Below are 13,970 nucleotides of genomic sequence, written 5' to 3' on the forward strand. Positions count from 1 at the left end.
GCAATGCTCAGACGCACTGGGGATGCGGATCTGAACGACCGCACAGAGATGATTGAGGAACGCCTCGCAGTGCTTGAGCGTCTCGCCACAGATCGCAGCACTCTATTGTCCGATGAGATTGAGGCCTTGCGGCTGGATGTAAGCGAGCGCCGCGAGAAGGAGAACAGCTGATGTTTGGTCCTGATACCGCTCTTATGTTTGATGCCATACAGATCTCGGCTGTGGTGGCTGCAGTTACTGGCGGCGCTGTGTATTTCGCAGCGCGCTGGACCCGCACATCCAAAAATCGCCGCGCGGTGGACATGGCTGCAAACTCGAACCTCGAAGAGCGCTTGCGCGTGCTCGAACGCATTGCCACGGACCGCTCGGTTGATTTGGCCGAAGAGATCGAGGCGCTTCGCACGGCCCAGACCCCCACGCTTAAGGAGGGTTCGCAATGAGCGGATGGGCTATCTTTGCTATTGTCGGGATCGTTGTCTGGGGCATTGTCCAGATGGCGAAGGCGAAGGCCGGGATTATCTCGGATGAGGACGGCAATGAAACCTTTGTTGGCGCCAATGACCCGCAATCGAAGGCCGAGAACGAACAGATACGCACCGAGATGAAGCAGCTCAAAGAGCGTCTTCATGTGCTCGAACGCATTGCAACCGATAACAACACTTTGGATGCCCGCGAGCGCGCCCGGATTTCTGCAGAAATCGAGGCTCTTCGCGCACCTGAAGATGATGGAATTCCCCTCCCCTCCTCTTTAGATGAAAAGGAGCAGAGCCGATGATGTTGGAACCAAGTCTTGTAATTGCCGCTGCTTGCCTTGTGGGTATCTGTGTGGTCGCTTTCGCTCTCCTTCGCGCCTGGCAAGGCTGGCTTGACCTCAAACGTCAGGAACTGGATCGTTCGGCAGCGCGCCGGACCTTGGATGCGCCCGAAATCGAGGGCGGCGCGGGCGCAGGAGCCGCGCGCATTGAGCTGGCCGATATGAAAGAGCGGATCAAGAAGCTTGAAGCGATTGCCAGCGGTGTCGAACTTTAAGCGGGTTGAGCTTTAGCGCGACTGGCTTACATGCGGATCCATGCGATCACTTGAAGACATCTTAGAAGAATATGAATTTCTCGAAGGCGATGAGCGGTACTCATTGCTGATTGAGCTGGGCCGTGAGCTTGAAGCCATGCCCGATGCGCTTAAAACCGATGCGACCCTGGTGCGTGGGTGTTCGGCGGCAGTGTGGGTCTATCCTACCGACACATCAGGAAATGGCGCCCTTCATTTCCTCGCGGACAGCAATGCGGCCATCACCAAAGGCATCGTTGCACTGGTGATTGCCGCTGTTCAGGACAAACCCGCACAGGAGGTTGCAAAAATGGACGTCACCGGCGTGCTTGCGCCCTTTGACCTCAAAAACCAGCTTTCGAGCAATCGCACACAGGGCGTCCCCAATATGATCGCCTTAGTGCAAGAACACGCCGCCCGGCTGGCTGGGTAGTGCGCGCGAAAAGGTATCAGCTAGCCCGCGTCATTTCGAAACTTCCGCTGCCATCTTCATGCCGCCACGTCCCGGTGATATTTGTGCCATCAGCTGAAACTCTGCCGTCATAGTGGATCACCCGGCTGAACTCGTCCCCGCTCGCAAGATACCGCTTCTCAAACTGGATCACGTCTTCATCAAGTGTGCCGATAATCTCAGCCTTGATGTCGCCCTTAACCGTAAAATGCGGCTCGATAATCATACCGGATAACACCCCGTTCTTGCATGCTAAGCGGGCATGAAACGGCATTTCACCCAGATCATCAGAAGCAAAATACCGGTAACCACCTTTCCAGCGGCCCTTTACCTCAATTGTGGTCGGCATTTGGCTCTCCCGCCCGTACGAACCTTAGCATTCACGCACGCACACCTTCGCGCACTGTTTGGCGTTATCTTTGCCATATTGGGTTAAATACAGGGGACCATTTGTGCAAGAGCAACTCCTTCGCCAGCTAGGCCCCGGCGCTGTCTCGTACTACCGCGATACCCGCTATGGCCTGACGTTTAAGTTCTGCCTTGAGCTTGGCAGGATTGCGCGCAATGACGAAGCCAAAGCTTACTCCGCCTTCTTTTCCAATCGTGGCATGGTGCAGCTTATGGGCCTGGACCAGCCGCTTGGCATAGCCTTTTTTGGGCACCCATTTGAAGAAACGCTGATGGACGAGACCATCATGCACAATCGCATATACGATGCCGTAGAGATTGACGCCGAGCGCAGCCCACCACAGCCACTCCCAATAAAGTGAGCCGAAAATGTACATGGCCGCGTTAATTGTGCCGAATACGGTTGCGTAAAGATCGTTCTTCTCAAAGGTGTTGCCGTGCGGCTCATGATGGTCGCGGTGCCATCCCCAGCCCCATCCATGCATGATGTATTTGTGCGCCCACCAGGCAAACACCTCCATAAAGATGAGAGCGCCCAGTGTCATCGCGATTGCCTCAAGCCAGGTCATGCGCAGCCCCGTCCCCTATAGTTTTGGCCCCTACTTGCTCCTTCGGGCCTAGCATGTTTCCGATCCCAGCTCGCCGCGCACTCGGCAATGCCCACCAAGGCACATCCGGTCTGCGGTGATGTTCGAGGTGATAGCCGAAGTGAAAGCAGGTGGCGAGGCTCAGCAGCATGCCAAAACGGTCGCTTCGCGCGTTGTGATCATCGGCAAAGGGTTCTCCCTCAAGGTGGGCATGCGTGCGAAAGGTTCCGAAATAGAAAAGCTGTAGCGAGGACAGCAGCGCCGGCGCTCCGTAAAGAAGTACAATCTGCACCATTGGGATGCCGATCGCGAGCCAGTAAATCGCGACCACTGTGTGGACGAAAACAAGCGACTGCCAGCCGAAATAGCGCTTGAAAAATGTCCAATACCATTTGCCGAAATGGCTTGGGTTGTCCTCATCAAAGTCCGGATCGCCCGTATGGCCAGCCAGCCGGTGATGCGTGTGATGCGCGTCCCTCAAGGTTTTCCACCCGAAGCCTGCGTAGAAGAACAAAAGCACGGTCGCGATCCCTGCGCCAAGCTTAGGATTGGCAGGAACCAGTGTCCCATGCATCGCATCATGGCACACGATAAACACGCCCACAGAGAGCCAGCACTGAACCATCGCCATCGCCAAAGCGAGCGGGAGCGTTTGCCAAGTGAGTTCAAACACGAACATCGCATAGGCGTGAATGCCAAGCCAGCTTCCCGCGATAAGAGCGCCCAGCGCGAGACCCACTGCCCCTTGTGAGGCTTTCGAAGGCAGAGTGAAAGAGGCGGTCATTGTGCCGGAAGATGCGCTATGGGCGGTCATTTGGCTGGGTATAGGCGCTTGGGAGCAAGCACGCCAAGGAGAGATTATTCGCCCTCAGAGATTTCGGCAAAAAAGAACTCGCGCAAGTGCTCGCCAATTCGCGCAGGACGCAGGGTTTTTGCGTCAATGCAGCACCAGCTCGATTGCACTTCGGCAAGCACATCTTCGCCCCGGCTGATCACCGTCCGGTAGAATGCGCGCGCGCCGTTATACCGCTCAAGCACCGTCTGCGCGATGACGGCGTCATCGAGGAAAGCAGGCTTTCGGTAGGTGATCTCATGCTTCAAAGCGACCCAAGCTTTGGCCGCAACTTCATCAGCGGGCGCGACCTTTTGCCAATGCGCCAGCACAGCATCCTGCACCCAATTGAGGTAGCGCGCATTGTTGACGTGCCCCATGAAATCAATGTCCTCGGGGAGCACTTTGATCGGAAAATGAAAAGACGTTGCTGACATTCTTGTCAGTTAGCACGTCCCGGAGAATTTTCCAGCCCTATTCGCTGAGTAGAGACACCTAATCTTGCACGGGCACGCCAGTCGCGTCTATCGCCGGTCACAAGACACTTGAAAGACCAGCAAATGCCAACAAGCCCCCCAAGCAAGCCGCGCACGCTTTATCAAAAAATCTGGGACGACCATGTGGTCGAGACCCGCGATGACGGCACCGCTATTATTTATATCGACCGCCATCTGGTCCACGAGGTGACCAGCCCGCAAGCCTTTGAAGCGCTGCGTTTGGCAGGGCGGACCGTGCGCCGGCCTGAGCTGACACTGGCGGTGCCAGACCACAATCTGCCCACCACTGCGCGCCGCGATGCGGCTGGGGAAAAGATCGCCATTGAGGACCCGCAAAGCGCCTCGCAATTGGAGGCGCTTGAAAAGAATGCGCCCGAATTTGGCATCCGCTACATTGGTGATGCAGATGCAGAGCAAGGGATCGTGCACGTTGTGGGCCCGGAACAAGGCTTCTCTCTGCCCGGCGCGACCATTGTTTGCGGCGACTCGCACACGGCAAGCCACGGCGGGCTTGGCGCGCTCGCTTTTGGTATCGGCACGAGCGAGGTGGAGCATGTGCTCGCGACGCAAACGCTGCTGCTCCAACAGTCCAAGTCGATGGAGGTGCGCGTCGAAGGCGAGCTTGGCGCGGGCGTCACTGCCAAGGATGTGGTGATGCATATCATCGGCCGCATTGGCGCAGCTGGCGGCACCGGTCACGTGATCGAATATCGCGGAAACGTGTTTGAGGCGATGAGCGTCGAAGAGCGCCTCACGGTCTGTAATATGAGCATCGAGGGCGGCGCACGCGCTGGCCTGATTGCGCCTGATGAAACCACATTCCGCTACCTTAAAGGCCGCCCCATGGCCCCCAAGGGTGATGATTGGGACAATGCGCTCGCCTATTGGAAAACGCTGCATACCGACGAAGGCGCGGTGTTTGACAGCTCGTTTGTGATTGATGCCGCTGAGATCGCGCCCAGCGTGACTTGGGGCACCAGCCCAGAGGACGTTCTTCCGATCACGGGCCTCGTCCCTGCCCCCGAAAGTTTCGCGGATGAGAACAAGCGGGCAGCGGCGGCCAAGAGCCTTGAATATATGGGGCTAACCCCTGGCACCCCGCTGACCGATATCTCGGTTGAAAACATCTTTATCGGCTCTTGCACCAACAGCCGGATCGAAGACCTTAGGGCCGCTGCTAATGTGCTCAAAGGCAAGCACAAAGCGGGCAACGTGCGCTGGGCCATTGTGGTTCCAGGCTCCGGCCTCGTGAAGGCGATGGCTGAAGACGAAGGGCTAGACCGTATTTTCACAGACGCAGGCTTTGAATGGCGCGAGCCGGGATGCTCGGCGTGTCTCGGTATGAACCCCGACAAAGTGCCGCCGGGCGAACGCTGCGCCTCAACCAGCAACCGCAACTTCGTGGGCCGTCAGGGACCGGGAGCGCGAACGCACCTCGTCTCGCCGGCCATGGCCGCAGCGGCGGCGGTGAAAGGCAGGCTGGCGGACGTGAGGGAGCTTTGATTCCATGAGTTTTTTAAGGAAGTTGTTCGGGCACGGGCGCGGCAAGGCCTCTCAAGGCGACACCAAAACGCCAGACCTCAAAGTCAATGAGTCCGACCTTGATGCTAATAAGCCCGACCTCGATGTTAATGAGCCCGGGCTCGATGTTAATGAGCCCGGCCTCGATGCTAATAAGCCCGGCCTCGATGTTAATGAGCCCGATGACCCACGTTATGCTGAATTCGCCGCAGCACGGCGCGCCATGTGGGAGAGCATTGGCCCGGTCGATGATGATGTAATCGCTCATCTGATCAGCCCCGAATTTCAAGGCGGTCCTGCATGGCCGACGACAAGGCAAGCATATCTGCGCGTCAGGCCGAACGGGCGGACAATCATCGCCTCAGACGGGCTAAGCGACCTCTTTTCTGGCACAACAATGCCCGACGCAGGCTTCGAATGCGAAGTCTACATCGAAAGCGATGAACTGACGCAAGCCGATTTCGGCGAGCTCACGAAAAGCTGGCAATACTCACTCATCGAAAACTTCGCTCAAAATGTGGCGAATTTCGGAGGAATAAACGATAATTTGGACCGGCTTGGGGTCGTCTCGATGGAGCTGCCCGCCCCTGCGAACATGCCCGAAGGCTGGATCACACAAAACGGTAATGTAGGAGCGCTCATCAATCTGTCTGTGCCAGAACGTCCAGACTTCTGCGAGCTTGCTGAGGGCGTTCGCATTCGCATCATTGCGCTTACGATCCTTCTCCCAGACGAGATTGAATATCTAATTGAGGGACGCGCAGAGGCGCGCGCCGATCTGGCCGCACGCCTGCTCGCTTCACCGACCGGTCTGGTATCCTCAACTCAGCGGCCATCTGTGCTGCAGCAGTCAAACGAACGATGAATGAGATGAGAAAGACGTGGCCATAACTGGAAATTGCCATTGCGGTGCCGTCAGCGTCACCGTGCTTCACGCTCCGCCCTTCGTAAATTTCTGCGATTGCTCGCTTTGCGCGAAGACAGGCGGTGTCTGGGGCTATTATGAACGCGGCCAAGTCACCTTTGATGGCAAGACCCAAACCTACCGGCGCACCGACTATGCTAAGCCAGCTGTAGAAATGCATTTCTGCCCCCAATGCGGTACGACCACTCATTGGGTGACGACAGAACATTTTGACGGAGACCGTGCAGGCGTGAATGTCCGCATTTTTGAGCCATCCCAACTCAACGGCATCGAAGCGCGCTTCCTCGATGGACGAAATTGGTTCGGAAAAGCGCCTGCTGAACATCGGCGCGCGCCCGGTAAATTGGGAGTAGACGCCTTCCTGTGAACGATGCTCTCTTGCAAAGCGCGCGATCGCCGCTCATGTGGACTCTATGACCGACAAAACCCCTCCCCCCGACGCCTCTTCAGAAGAGAAATCCTCAAACGGCCGCAAAGCTGCCATTAGCGCTGCTGCGACTATCGGTTCAGCTGCTGTCGCTGCTGCGCTGCTTTATGCGGGCAAGCGCTTTATGGCCAAGCCCACAGACAGTGCCATCGGCGAGACACAGGCGGACACAGCGCCCTCAGGCGAGCCGCCCCAAACCGACTAACCCGCAGGAAAAGTCATGCAGCCCCTTTCCAAGGTCGAAGGCCGCGCCATTCCCTTTGGCGCGAAGAATGTCGACACTGACATTATCATCCCAGCAAAATGGCTGAAGACCATCACCCGCGAAGGGCTTGGCGAAGGCGCGTTCGAAACCTTGCGCGAGGACCCCGACAACATTTTTGATACGCCTGAGAACAAGGGCGCACCGATCCTTATCGCTGGCGATAACTTCGGTTGCGGGTCGAGCCGTGAACACGCCGCTTGGGCGCTTGGCGACCTTGGAATTCGCGCGGTGATTGCGCCTAGCTATTCCGACATTTTTTCAGGGAACGCGGTTAAGAACGGCATTCTGCCCGTGGTCCTGCCGCAAGAGGCGGTTGACCGGTTGATGGAAGTCGCGCGCGGGGGAGACCCGATCCACATCGACTTGGAAGCGCAGACCGTTACCACTGAGTTCCAAGACCGCTTCACTTTTGAAATTGACCCTTTCCGCAAGCATTGCTTGCTTGGCGGGCTTGATGAGGTCTCACTAACACTGGAAAGCAGCGCTGCAATCGGCACTTACGAAGACAGACGAACAAACGCACAAAATTGGGTCATGGCCGGTACTGCTATTTCTGGCACAAACGCCGCCTGACGCCAGATAATTCAGGGAGAGAAGATCACATGAAAGCCATTCAGACGCATGAAGTGGGCGGCCCAGAGACGTTGAAGCTCGACGAGATTGACGCGCCGACACCGGGTAAAGGCGAAGTCCTGGTCGATGTGAAGGCCTGCGCGATCAACTATCCCGACACGTTGATGATCCGCGACCTTTATCAGTTTAAGCCTGAGCGTCCCTATTCCCCCGGCGGCGAAATCGCCGGTGTGGTGGAAAGCGTTGGCGAAGGCGTTACCAGCTGCAAGCCGGGCGACCGCGTGATCGGCATGATCGGAAACGGCGGCCTTCGCGAAAAAGCAATTGTTCCAGGTGACCGCCTATTCCCAATTCCAGAAGGCGTACCGTTTGAGAAAGCGGCGTCACTGCTTATGACCTACGGCACGACAATCCACGGGTTCAAAGACCGCGGATTTATCAAAGAAGGCGATGTTGTCTTGATCCTGGGCGCTGCTGGCGGTGTGGGCCTCTCTGCGGTTGAGCTTGCCAAAGCTTACGGCGCAAAAGTGGTCGCCGCTGTCTCCTCTGAGGAAAAGGCCGAAGTGGCTCGCAATGCGGGCGCTGATGACGTGGTTATCTATCCGCGCGATGAAATGGACAAAGCGGCCTCTAAGGAACTCGCAAACGCTTTCAAAGCGGCATGCGGCCCCGCCGGGGCCAATATCGTTTACGACATCGTAGGCGGCCAATATTCAGAGCCAGCGCTGCGCTCCATCGCGTGGGAGGGCAAATTCCTCGTCGTCGGCTTCCCGGCTGGCATTCCCAAGCTGCCATTGAACCTCACCCTGCTCAAATCCTGCGATGTGTGCGGCGTTTTCTGGGGCGCGTTCACCGCGCGTGAGCCTGCGAAATTTGTCGCACAGGTCAAAGAGCTCTTTGCGCTCATGAAAGAAGGCAAGATCGACCCACTGGTCTCCGAAACCTTCCCGCTCGAACGCGCAGGCGAGGCAATTGCAAAACTCGAAGCGCGCGAGGCGGTGGGTAAAGTTGTCGTGACAATGGATTGATACGATAGGGAGGCGCTTGCGGCTTGCGGCCCTCCCCTCTATCTGGCTCAGGACACCATTTTCCAAAGGGAACCCCCATGACCGATTTTAGCGACCGCCAACGCGGCGAAGAAGCCAAGTTTGCGATGGACGAAGAAACCGCCTTCAAAATCGCTGCACGCCGCAACCGCCTGCTTGGCGAATGGGCCGCTGGCAAGATGAAGCTTACCGCAGAAGAGACCGAGGCTTACAAAAAGGCCGTCGTGCAAGCAGACTTTGAAGAGGCAGGCGATGAAGACGTTATCCGCAAGCTTCTGGGCGATCTCACCGCCGCCGACACCGACATAAGCGAGGCGGATATCCGCGCCAAGCTTGAAGAGATGGCGGTCGAAGCCAAGCGTCAATATATGAGCCAGAGCTAAGCGAAATGCCCATGCCTGGTCACGAAATCGAGGCAGCGATCAAAGCTGCCCTTCCCGGCGCGATCGTCGAGCTCACTGACTTGGCGGGCGATGATGACCATTGGGCCGCCAAAGTGACGGCTGAGCAGTTCGCTGGCAAAAGCCGCGTCCAGCAGCACAAGATGGTCTATGCGGCTTTTGGCGACAAAATGGGCGGGGAACTGCACGCCTTGCAAGTGACCACCGTGGTCCCCAAATAACGCTCATGCAATTTGACACGAATTTGAAGGTGCTTCTTAATGTCTGACACTGATGCCCGTATCGCTAGCGTGGTTGGCGACAACGATGTGGTTCTCTTCATGAAGGGCACGCCCCTGTTCCCGCAATGCGGCTTTTCCAGCCGCGCAGTCGCGATTCTCGACCATTGCGCCGTGCAATACGAAAGCGTCGACGTGCTCCAGGACATGGAAATTCGTCAGGGCATCAAGACCTATTCCGAATGGCCCACCATCCCCCAGCTTTACGTCAAAGGCGAATTCGTCGGCGGAAGCGACATCATGATGGAAATGTTCGAAGCCGGTGAGCTCCAACAAATGATGGACGAAAAGAAGGTCGCGAAGGCCGAAGGGTAGGAGGAAGCTCCTGTTTTGCGCACGCCCATCCGGGCGCGCGTCCTCGCTAGACGTCCTCCGCTCCGCTGCGGACCTGCTGCGGGCGGGCGGGCGCCCTTGCGGTCCCGGTGGGCCCGTGCTCCGCGACATCATTGCAAAGTAGTGCCAGAAGGACGCCACAGGCGTCGCAAGGCCGACTGGCCACCCGCAGGTGTCCCGAAGCGCAGCGGAGGGAACAGCACCGAGGACGCACTCGCGGATGCGAGTGCATGAGACCAAAGACTCAAAAACCGCCTCGCACCGGGTAAATGCGAGACGGCTTTTGTAAAACGGGGAGGCTAGACCCGAAGGACCAGGAGGGGTCTGCCTCTTGTTGAAGACCACTTACTTCACATGTAACAATGCATCTCCCGTGCCAAAAATGCTACTGCGAGCTTTTCTGCGCAAGACGATGGTTAGCGGCGGGTTAACCCACGCCCAAATGTAAAAATTCCCGACAAGCATGGGGCACTACTCACCATCTGGATAGGAGCCTGCACTTGGCAAGGACGACTTGAGCCTGCATCATCGCCCTCGATGATAGACGAATCCAACGCTAGCCCGCCCCCTCAAGAGGGCATCCCCGCCGCAACCATCATTATTTACCGCGACTGTCCCGAATCCGGAGCGCCGCAAGTGCTGATGACGGTGCGCTCTCGCAATATGACCTTTGCCAGCGGCATGGCGGTCTTCCCCGGAGGCCGGGTGGATGACGCCGACTTTGCTCTGGGTGAAGAGGTCGCCAAGGCCGCCGGGGGCAGCGTGACAACTGACGAGGCCGCCCACCAAATTGCCGCAGTGCGCGAGACGCTGGAGGAAACGGGCCTTGCCCTCGGCCTTACGGGGGACATTACCGCTCAAAGCGCGAAAGCCGCGCGCGCGGTGCTTGAGGAAAAGAAAGCGTTGGCGCCCGTCCTGGAGGCGTTTGGATGGACACTCGACCTTGACCAGATCGTGCCATTTGCCCGCTGGTTTCCGCAGAATGAGAAAATCCCGCGCGTTTATGACACGCGCTTCTACCTCGCCAATCTGGGCACCGGCGATGTCGAGGTCTCGGCCGATCAAGCCGAAAACACGCGCCTGTTCTGGGTAAGCGCGAAAGGCGCTCTGGAGATGGCGGACCGCGGTGAAATTAAGCTCATCTTTCCCACAAGGCGCAACCTTGAACGGCTCGCCCTTTTCGCCAACTTCGAAGAAGCGCGCGCTCAAGCTGAGGCGATCCCGGTGAAGACCATCATTCCGCAAATCGACAAATCGGGCCCAGCGCCCATGCTCACCATCATGGCAGATGCAGGCTATCCCGTAACCGCTGAGCTTTTGGAGACGGTCGCGAGAGGGTAAGGCGCACAGTGCTGACGCAAGAGCAAATCACGCAGTTTCACGCGCGCGGCTACATTGTGCTCGAAGACTTCAAGGTGCCCGAAGAGCTTGAGACATTGCGCGAGCGAGCGGCTCAAATCATCGAAGACTTCGATGCCGAGGGTCAACGCTCCATCTTCACCACCAAGGAACAGACACGCCCACGCGATGACTATTTCCTGACCTCAGGTGACAAAATCCGGTGCTTCTTTGAAGAAGAAGCGTTCGACGAGCAGGGCCAGCTTGCGCAGGAAAAGGCCCTTTCGATCAACAAAATCGGCCAAGCCATGCACGACCTTGATCCAGTGTTCGAAGATTTCTCACGCGATCCCAGATGCGGCGCACTGGCAAAGGCGCTTGGTCACAGGGACCCGCAAATTCGGCAGTCGATGTACATTTTCAAACAGCCGCGCATCGGCGGCGAGGTGGATTGGCATCAGGACGCGAGTTTTTTCTACACCACGCCCCTGTCAGTCCTGACCTTCTGGTTCGCAGTTGATGATGCGACAGTGGAGAACGGCTGTCTTTGGGTGAGCACGGAAGGGATAGGCACCCCCTTGCGGCGAAGGTTTTGCTTAAGAAATGGCGCGGCCCAAATGGACACTTTGTCGGATATTCCCTGGCCAGATGACCGCAGAGCAGAGGCGCTCGAAGTCAAAGCCGGTTCTCTCGTGCTCTTTCACGGGCTCCTGCCGCATTACAGCCCGCCTAATCGCTCAGACAAACCCAGGCACGCCTACACGCTGCATGTGACCGATGGGGCCTGTGAATACTCGGACCTCAATTGGATACAGCCCCGCGATGATTTACCCGCTCGCGGCTTTGATCCGGTCCAAAGGGCATAAAGCGCCAATTGCTCAGGCCGAAGGGGCGCAAAACCCCGCTCTAAGCCAGCTTAGCGGGGCTGCTCATTTGAGGTTTCGCATGCAAAGGCCCGCCGGCAAGCAAAGCCGAGAGTATGCGAGCCTCAGTCCTTTCAGTTAGGGCAAGATATAAAGATTGACTTCATAGCCATCCGGTCGCTATCCGCGCGCACCTACCTGCTTGGCGAAACGTGGATTTCACAAGGCACCGTGCCCAGATGGCGGAATTGGTAGACGCGCGTGCTTCAGGTGCACGTATCCGCAAGGATGTGGAGGTTCGAGTCCTCTTCTGGGCACCATTTGTTCTTCTCACGTTCTCCCAAATAATCTATAAAAACCTCAGAAATCCAAGGGATTTGGCCCTTGGGTCGTTCCGGATCGTCCCACCTGTTCTCGGCCGTTCCAGACATTTTTGCGGGCCTTTTGTGGGCCTTTTGCAAAAGGCCCAAATGAAAAGGCCCACACATGCCTCTGACGGATACCAGACTCCGAGCCCTCAAACCGAAAACTAAGCCGTACAAAGTCGCCGACGAGCGCGGCCTGTATATCGAGGTCACGCCCGCTGGCGGCAAACATTGGCGTTTCCGATATCGAATTGGGAAAGCGCAAAAGAAGATTTCACTCGGCAGCTACCCGGTGGTTGGCCTCAAGGATGCGCGAGAAGCAGCCATTGAAGCGAGGCAGACCATGGCTTCTGGCGGCGACCCAGCGGTGGAGAAGCGCAAACAGAAGATTAGGGATGAGTTTCTTTCGGCGAGTACTTTCGAGGCGGTCGCCCGCGAGTACATCGAGCAGAACATGGTTCAGAATGGCCGCGCTGAAGCGACTATCGTCAAGGCAAACTACTTTCTTGATAAGCTGGCACAAGCGATCGGAAATCGGCCACTCCACGAGATCGAACCTTTCGAAGTGCTTGCCCCTCTCAAACGTCTTGAAACCACAGGCAAACACGAGATGGCAAAAAATATAACTACCTATGTTTCAGAGTGTTAGAATTCCGATTGAAGGCCCTATTCTAGACCATTTGTTTTCATGAGGCGCAAATTCCGTATCAGTTCTTGTACTTGCTTTGCCTCATCTTGAAACCAACCCGTTTTCCCCTTGTTAATCAAATTCACATAACTGCAGGTTGATCTTCATGTTCTTACAAGACTGCATCGCGGCCAGAAGGATACTTGAAAGTCATACTAAGAATTTGAAAGTTTCGATTACCTGACAGTAAAAGGCCAGGCGCTAACTCCGAGTTCATAGGAGTTAGAAACATGAATTCGAATTCGCCGCAGCATGAAAATCAAAATCAGCGCGCTCATGATGCTTCAAACGTCTACCGTTTGCACGCACCCCTCCCTCATTTCGCTCCGAAATCCCGAGCTCCACTCGCCATTGCGAGGACGGATGAGGAGATTGTTCTGTCGATCATCAAGTCAGGACGCACTTCGCTGGCGTTTCAACCCATATTCAAATTTGCTCAAGGCGGCCTCGACATCGACAAGTTCGAATCGTTCACCGTCTGGGGTGGTGAAGACGGCCGCATTGTTCGGCCCGAAGCGGCGTTCGAGATAGCCAATCACCATGGCTTGACCGGCCAGCTTATAGAGGCGCTGCTGATCAAGACGTTTCGCCGCTGTGCCGATCTCCCCTTGGACATAAAAGTGTCGATCAATCTGACGCAAGATCAATTGCTGCACGATGGATTGGTGTTTCAGATTCTCAGAGCGTCGAACATGACCGGCTTTGATGTAGGTCGCGTCATATTCGAAGTGTCTGAAAAGATAACCGTATGCGCCATCCCCACAATACGTGCGCGGCTCAGAGAACTGAAGATGTTGGGCGTCTCAATCGCTCTTGACGATTTCGGCACATGCGCTGCCGGGATTTCGGTTTTGAGTGACCTGCCCTTGGACATAATCAAGATAGACAAGTCACTGCTTCACAGCGCCCGGGACAATAAAGATCAACGTCAATTGCTGACTGGTATAGTCAATTTATTTAGTCAACGATTTGATAACGTAATATTTGAAGGTGTCGAAACAAAACAAGATTTCGATGCCGCCAATTCGTCTAGCTCCGGCCAATTGCAGGGATTTTATTTCGGTAAGATTCTGCGACTAAACAATCTAGGCGACTACGTTCGGCGCCGCGAATGGTCGGTATAAT

22 protein-coding genes and 1 tRNA gene are annotated in these 13,970 nt (G+C 56.4%); 19 read left to right on the forward strand and 4 right to left on the reverse strand.

Translation table 11 applies throughout. The features are described 5' to 3' along the window. The first annotated feature begins 3 nt into the window (after positions 1-3). The 5 genes from AC0V60_RS10400 to AC0V60_RS10420 are packed head-to-tail and all read left to right on the forward strand — an operon-like array spanning position 4 to position 1,480. Complete coding sequence (locus AC0V60_RS10400) at positions 4-171, forward strand: hypothetical protein (protein WP_486178394.1); 168 nt, start codon at positions 4-6, stop codon at positions 169-171. Next, a complete protein-coding gene (locus AC0V60_RS10405) occupies positions 171-440 on the forward strand; it encodes a hypothetical protein (RefSeq protein WP_486178395.1) in 270 nt (89 codons plus the stop codon). Before AC0V60_RS10400 ends, AC0V60_RS10405 begins: the two co-directional genes overlap by 1 nt. After that, positions 437-775 (forward strand): hypothetical protein, encoded by a 339-nt coding sequence (locus AC0V60_RS10410; RefSeq protein ID WP_486178396.1) that lies wholly within the window; start codon positions 437-439, stop codon positions 773-775. The genes AC0V60_RS10405 and AC0V60_RS10410 overlap by 4 nt, the downstream gene beginning before the upstream one ends. Next, complete coding sequence (locus tag AC0V60_RS10415; protein WP_486178397.1) at positions 772-1,029, forward strand: hypothetical protein; 258 nt, start codon at positions 772-774, stop codon at positions 1,027-1,029. Before AC0V60_RS10410 ends, AC0V60_RS10415 begins: the two co-directional genes overlap by 4 nt. A gap of 40 nt (positions 1,030-1,069) precedes the next feature. Next, positions 1,070-1,480, forward strand: a complete 411-nt coding sequence (locus AC0V60_RS10420; RefSeq protein WP_486178398.1) for a SufE family protein — start codon at positions 1,070-1,072, stop codon at positions 1,478-1,480. A 16-nt stretch (positions 1,481-1,496) separates the two neighbouring features. On the opposite strand, the gene AC0V60_RS10425 is transcribed toward AC0V60_RS10420, so the two are convergent. From AC0V60_RS10425 to AC0V60_RS10440, 4 genes are all read right to left on the reverse strand, one after another. Beyond that, entirely contained in the window at positions 1,497-1,847 is a 351-nt protein-coding gene (locus AC0V60_RS10425; protein ID WP_486178399.1) for a hypothetical protein, read from the reverse strand. Between the two features lie 127 nt (positions 1,848-1,974). Next, entirely contained in the window at positions 1,975-2,475 is a 501-nt protein-coding gene (locus AC0V60_RS10430; protein ID WP_486178400.1) for a sterol desaturase family protein, read from the reverse strand. Next, on the reverse strand, positions 2,462-3,277 hold the full coding sequence (locus tag AC0V60_RS10435; protein WP_486178401.1) for a fatty acid desaturase: 816 nt from the start codon (positions 3,275-3,277) through the stop codon (positions 2,462-2,464). The genes AC0V60_RS10430 and AC0V60_RS10435 overlap by 14 nt, the downstream gene beginning before the upstream one ends. Positions 3,278-3,351: 74 nt before the next feature. After that, positions 3,352-3,762 carry an acyl-CoA thioesterase gene (locus AC0V60_RS10440; RefSeq protein WP_486178402.1) on the reverse strand — a complete coding sequence of 137 codons (411 nt, stop codon included), beginning with the start codon at positions 3,760-3,762 and terminating at the stop codon, positions 3,352-3,354. 123 nt (positions 3,763-3,885) lie between these two features. On the opposite strand from AC0V60_RS10440, the gene leuC reads away from it, so the two are divergent. From leuC to AC0V60_RS10510, 14 genes are all read left to right on the forward strand, one after another. Continuing rightward, positions 3,886-5,325 carry a 3-isopropylmalate dehydratase large subunit gene (gene leuC, locus AC0V60_RS10445; RefSeq protein ID WP_486178403.1) on the forward strand — a complete coding sequence of 480 codons (1,440 nt, stop codon included), beginning with the start codon at positions 3,886-3,888 and terminating at the stop codon, positions 5,323-5,325. Positions 5,326-5,329: 4 nt separating this feature from the next. Further along, positions 5,330-6,208, forward strand: coding sequence for a hypothetical protein (locus tag AC0V60_RS10450; RefSeq protein ID WP_486178404.1), 879 nt, complete (start codon positions 5,330-5,332; stop codon positions 6,206-6,208). A gap of 16 nt (positions 6,209-6,224) precedes the next feature. Continuing rightward, positions 6,225-6,635 carry a GFA family protein gene (locus AC0V60_RS10455; RefSeq protein ID WP_486178405.1) on the forward strand — a complete coding sequence of 137 codons (411 nt, stop codon included), beginning with the start codon at positions 6,225-6,227 and terminating at the stop codon, positions 6,633-6,635. 46 nt (positions 6,636-6,681) lie between these two features. After that, a complete protein-coding gene (locus AC0V60_RS10460) occupies positions 6,682-6,900 on the forward strand; it encodes an isopropylmalate isomerase (protein ID WP_486178406.1) in 219 nt (72 codons plus the stop codon). 15 nt (positions 6,901-6,915) lie between these two features. Then, the gene (gene leuD, locus AC0V60_RS10465) at positions 6,916-7,533 is read left to right on the forward strand and encodes a 3-isopropylmalate dehydratase small subunit (protein WP_486178407.1); all 618 of its coding nucleotides are present in this window, start codon (positions 6,916-6,918) and stop codon (positions 7,531-7,533) included. Positions 7,534-7,562: 29 nt separating this feature from the next. After that, positions 7,563-8,561: an NADPH:quinone oxidoreductase family protein gene (locus tag AC0V60_RS10470; protein WP_486178408.1), complete on the forward strand. Its 999-nt coding sequence runs from the start codon at positions 7,563-7,565 to the stop codon at positions 8,559-8,561. Between the two features lie 77 nt (positions 8,562-8,638). Next, positions 8,639-8,962, forward strand: coding sequence for a DUF1476 domain-containing protein (locus AC0V60_RS10475; RefSeq protein WP_486178409.1), 324 nt, complete (start codon positions 8,639-8,641; stop codon positions 8,960-8,962). A gap of 5 nt (positions 8,963-8,967) precedes the next feature. Next, positions 8,968-9,201, forward strand: a complete 234-nt coding sequence (locus tag AC0V60_RS10480) for a BolA/IbaG family iron-sulfur metabolism protein (RefSeq protein ID WP_486178410.1) — start codon at positions 8,968-8,970, stop codon at positions 9,199-9,201. 39 nt (positions 9,202-9,240) lie between these two features. After that, positions 9,241-9,573, forward strand: coding sequence for a Grx4 family monothiol glutaredoxin (gene grxD, locus AC0V60_RS10485; protein ID WP_486178411.1), 333 nt, complete (start codon positions 9,241-9,243; stop codon positions 9,571-9,573). A gap of 555 nt (positions 9,574-10,128) precedes the next feature. Next, positions 10,129-10,932 (forward strand): NUDIX hydrolase, encoded by an 804-nt coding sequence (locus AC0V60_RS10490; RefSeq protein ID WP_486178412.1) that lies wholly within the window; start codon positions 10,129-10,131, stop codon positions 10,930-10,932. An 8-nt stretch (positions 10,933-10,940) separates the two neighbouring features. Then, the gene (locus AC0V60_RS10495; RefSeq protein WP_486178413.1) at positions 10,941-11,795 is read left to right on the forward strand and encodes a phytanoyl-CoA dioxygenase family protein; all 855 of its coding nucleotides are present in this window, start codon (positions 10,941-10,943) and stop codon (positions 11,793-11,795) included. 230 nt (positions 11,796-12,025) lie between these two features. Then, positions 12,026-12,112 (forward strand) — tRNA-Leu (locus AC0V60_RS10500). A 166-nt stretch (positions 12,113-12,278) separates the two neighbouring features. After that, positions 12,279-12,806, forward strand: a complete 528-nt coding sequence (locus AC0V60_RS10505) for a tyrosine-type recombinase/integrase (RefSeq protein WP_486178414.1) — start codon at positions 12,279-12,281, stop codon at positions 12,804-12,806. 269 nt (positions 12,807-13,075) lie between these two features. Then, positions 13,076-13,969 (forward strand): EAL domain-containing protein, encoded by an 894-nt coding sequence (locus AC0V60_RS10510; RefSeq protein ID WP_486178415.1) that lies wholly within the window; start codon positions 13,076-13,078, stop codon positions 13,967-13,969. The last annotated feature ends 1 nt before the right edge of the window (position 13,970 follow it).

Source organism: Erythrobacter sp. S259 (assembly GCF_057364965.1).

Excerpts from the sequence above, each read along its gene's own strand:
- AC0V60_RS10400 (WP_486178394.1), top strand. The coding sequence starts at position 4 with ATGCTCAGACGCACTGGGGATGCGGATCTGAACGACCGCACAGAGATG.
- AC0V60_RS10405 (WP_486178395.1), top strand. The coding sequence starts at position 171 with ATGTTTGGTCCTGATACCGCTCTTATGTTTGATGCCATACAGATCTCG.
- AC0V60_RS10410 (WP_486178396.1), top strand. The coding sequence starts at position 437 with ATGAGCGGATGGGCTATCTTTGCTATTGTCGGGATCGTTGTCTGGGGC.
- AC0V60_RS10415 (WP_486178397.1), top strand. The coding sequence starts at position 772 with ATGATGTTGGAACCAAGTCTTGTAATTGCCGCTGCTTGCCTTGTGGGT.
- AC0V60_RS10420 (WP_486178398.1), top strand. The coding sequence starts at position 1,070 with ATGCGATCACTTGAAGACATCTTAGAAGAATATGAATTTCTCGAAGGC.
- AC0V60_RS10425 (WP_486178399.1), bottom strand. The coding sequence starts at position 1,847 with ATGCCGACCACAATTGAGGTAAAGGGCCGCTGGAAAGGTGGTTACCGG.
- AC0V60_RS10430 (WP_486178400.1), bottom strand. The coding sequence starts at position 2,475 with ATGACCTGGCTTGAGGCAATCGCGATGACACTGGGCGCTCTCATCTTT.
- AC0V60_RS10435 (WP_486178401.1), bottom strand. The coding sequence starts at position 3,277 with ATGACCGCCTCTTTCACTCTGCCTTCGAAAGCCTCACAAGGGGCAGTG.
- AC0V60_RS10440 (WP_486178402.1), bottom strand. The coding sequence starts at position 3,762 with ATGTCAGCAACGTCTTTTCATTTTCCGATCAAAGTGCTCCCCGAGGAC.
- leuC (WP_486178403.1), top strand. The coding sequence starts at position 3,886 with ATGCCAACAAGCCCCCCAAGCAAGCCGCGCACGCTTTATCAAAAAATC.
- AC0V60_RS10450 (WP_486178404.1), top strand. The coding sequence starts at position 5,330 with ATGAGTTTTTTAAGGAAGTTGTTCGGGCACGGGCGCGGCAAGGCCTCT.
- AC0V60_RS10460 (WP_486178406.1), top strand. The coding sequence starts at position 6,682 with ATGACCGACAAAACCCCTCCCCCCGACGCCTCTTCAGAAGAGAAATCC.
- leuD (WP_486178407.1), top strand. The coding sequence starts at position 6,916 with ATGCAGCCCCTTTCCAAGGTCGAAGGCCGCGCCATTCCCTTTGGCGCG.
- AC0V60_RS10470 (WP_486178408.1), top strand. The coding sequence starts at position 7,563 with ATGAAAGCCATTCAGACGCATGAAGTGGGCGGCCCAGAGACGTTGAAG.
- AC0V60_RS10475 (WP_486178409.1), top strand. The coding sequence starts at position 8,639 with ATGACCGATTTTAGCGACCGCCAACGCGGCGAAGAAGCCAAGTTTGCG.
- AC0V60_RS10480 (WP_486178410.1), top strand. The coding sequence starts at position 8,968 with ATGCCCATGCCTGGTCACGAAATCGAGGCAGCGATCAAAGCTGCCCTT.
- grxD (WP_486178411.1), top strand. The coding sequence starts at position 9,241 with ATGTCTGACACTGATGCCCGTATCGCTAGCGTGGTTGGCGACAACGAT.
- AC0V60_RS10490 (WP_486178412.1), top strand. The coding sequence starts at position 10,129 with ATGATAGACGAATCCAACGCTAGCCCGCCCCCTCAAGAGGGCATCCCC.
- AC0V60_RS10505 (WP_486178414.1), top strand. The coding sequence starts at position 12,279 with ATGCCTCTGACGGATACCAGACTCCGAGCCCTCAAACCGAAAACTAAG.
- AC0V60_RS10510 (WP_486178415.1), top strand. The coding sequence starts at position 13,076 with ATGAATTCGAATTCGCCGCAGCATGAAAATCAAAATCAGCGCGCTCAT.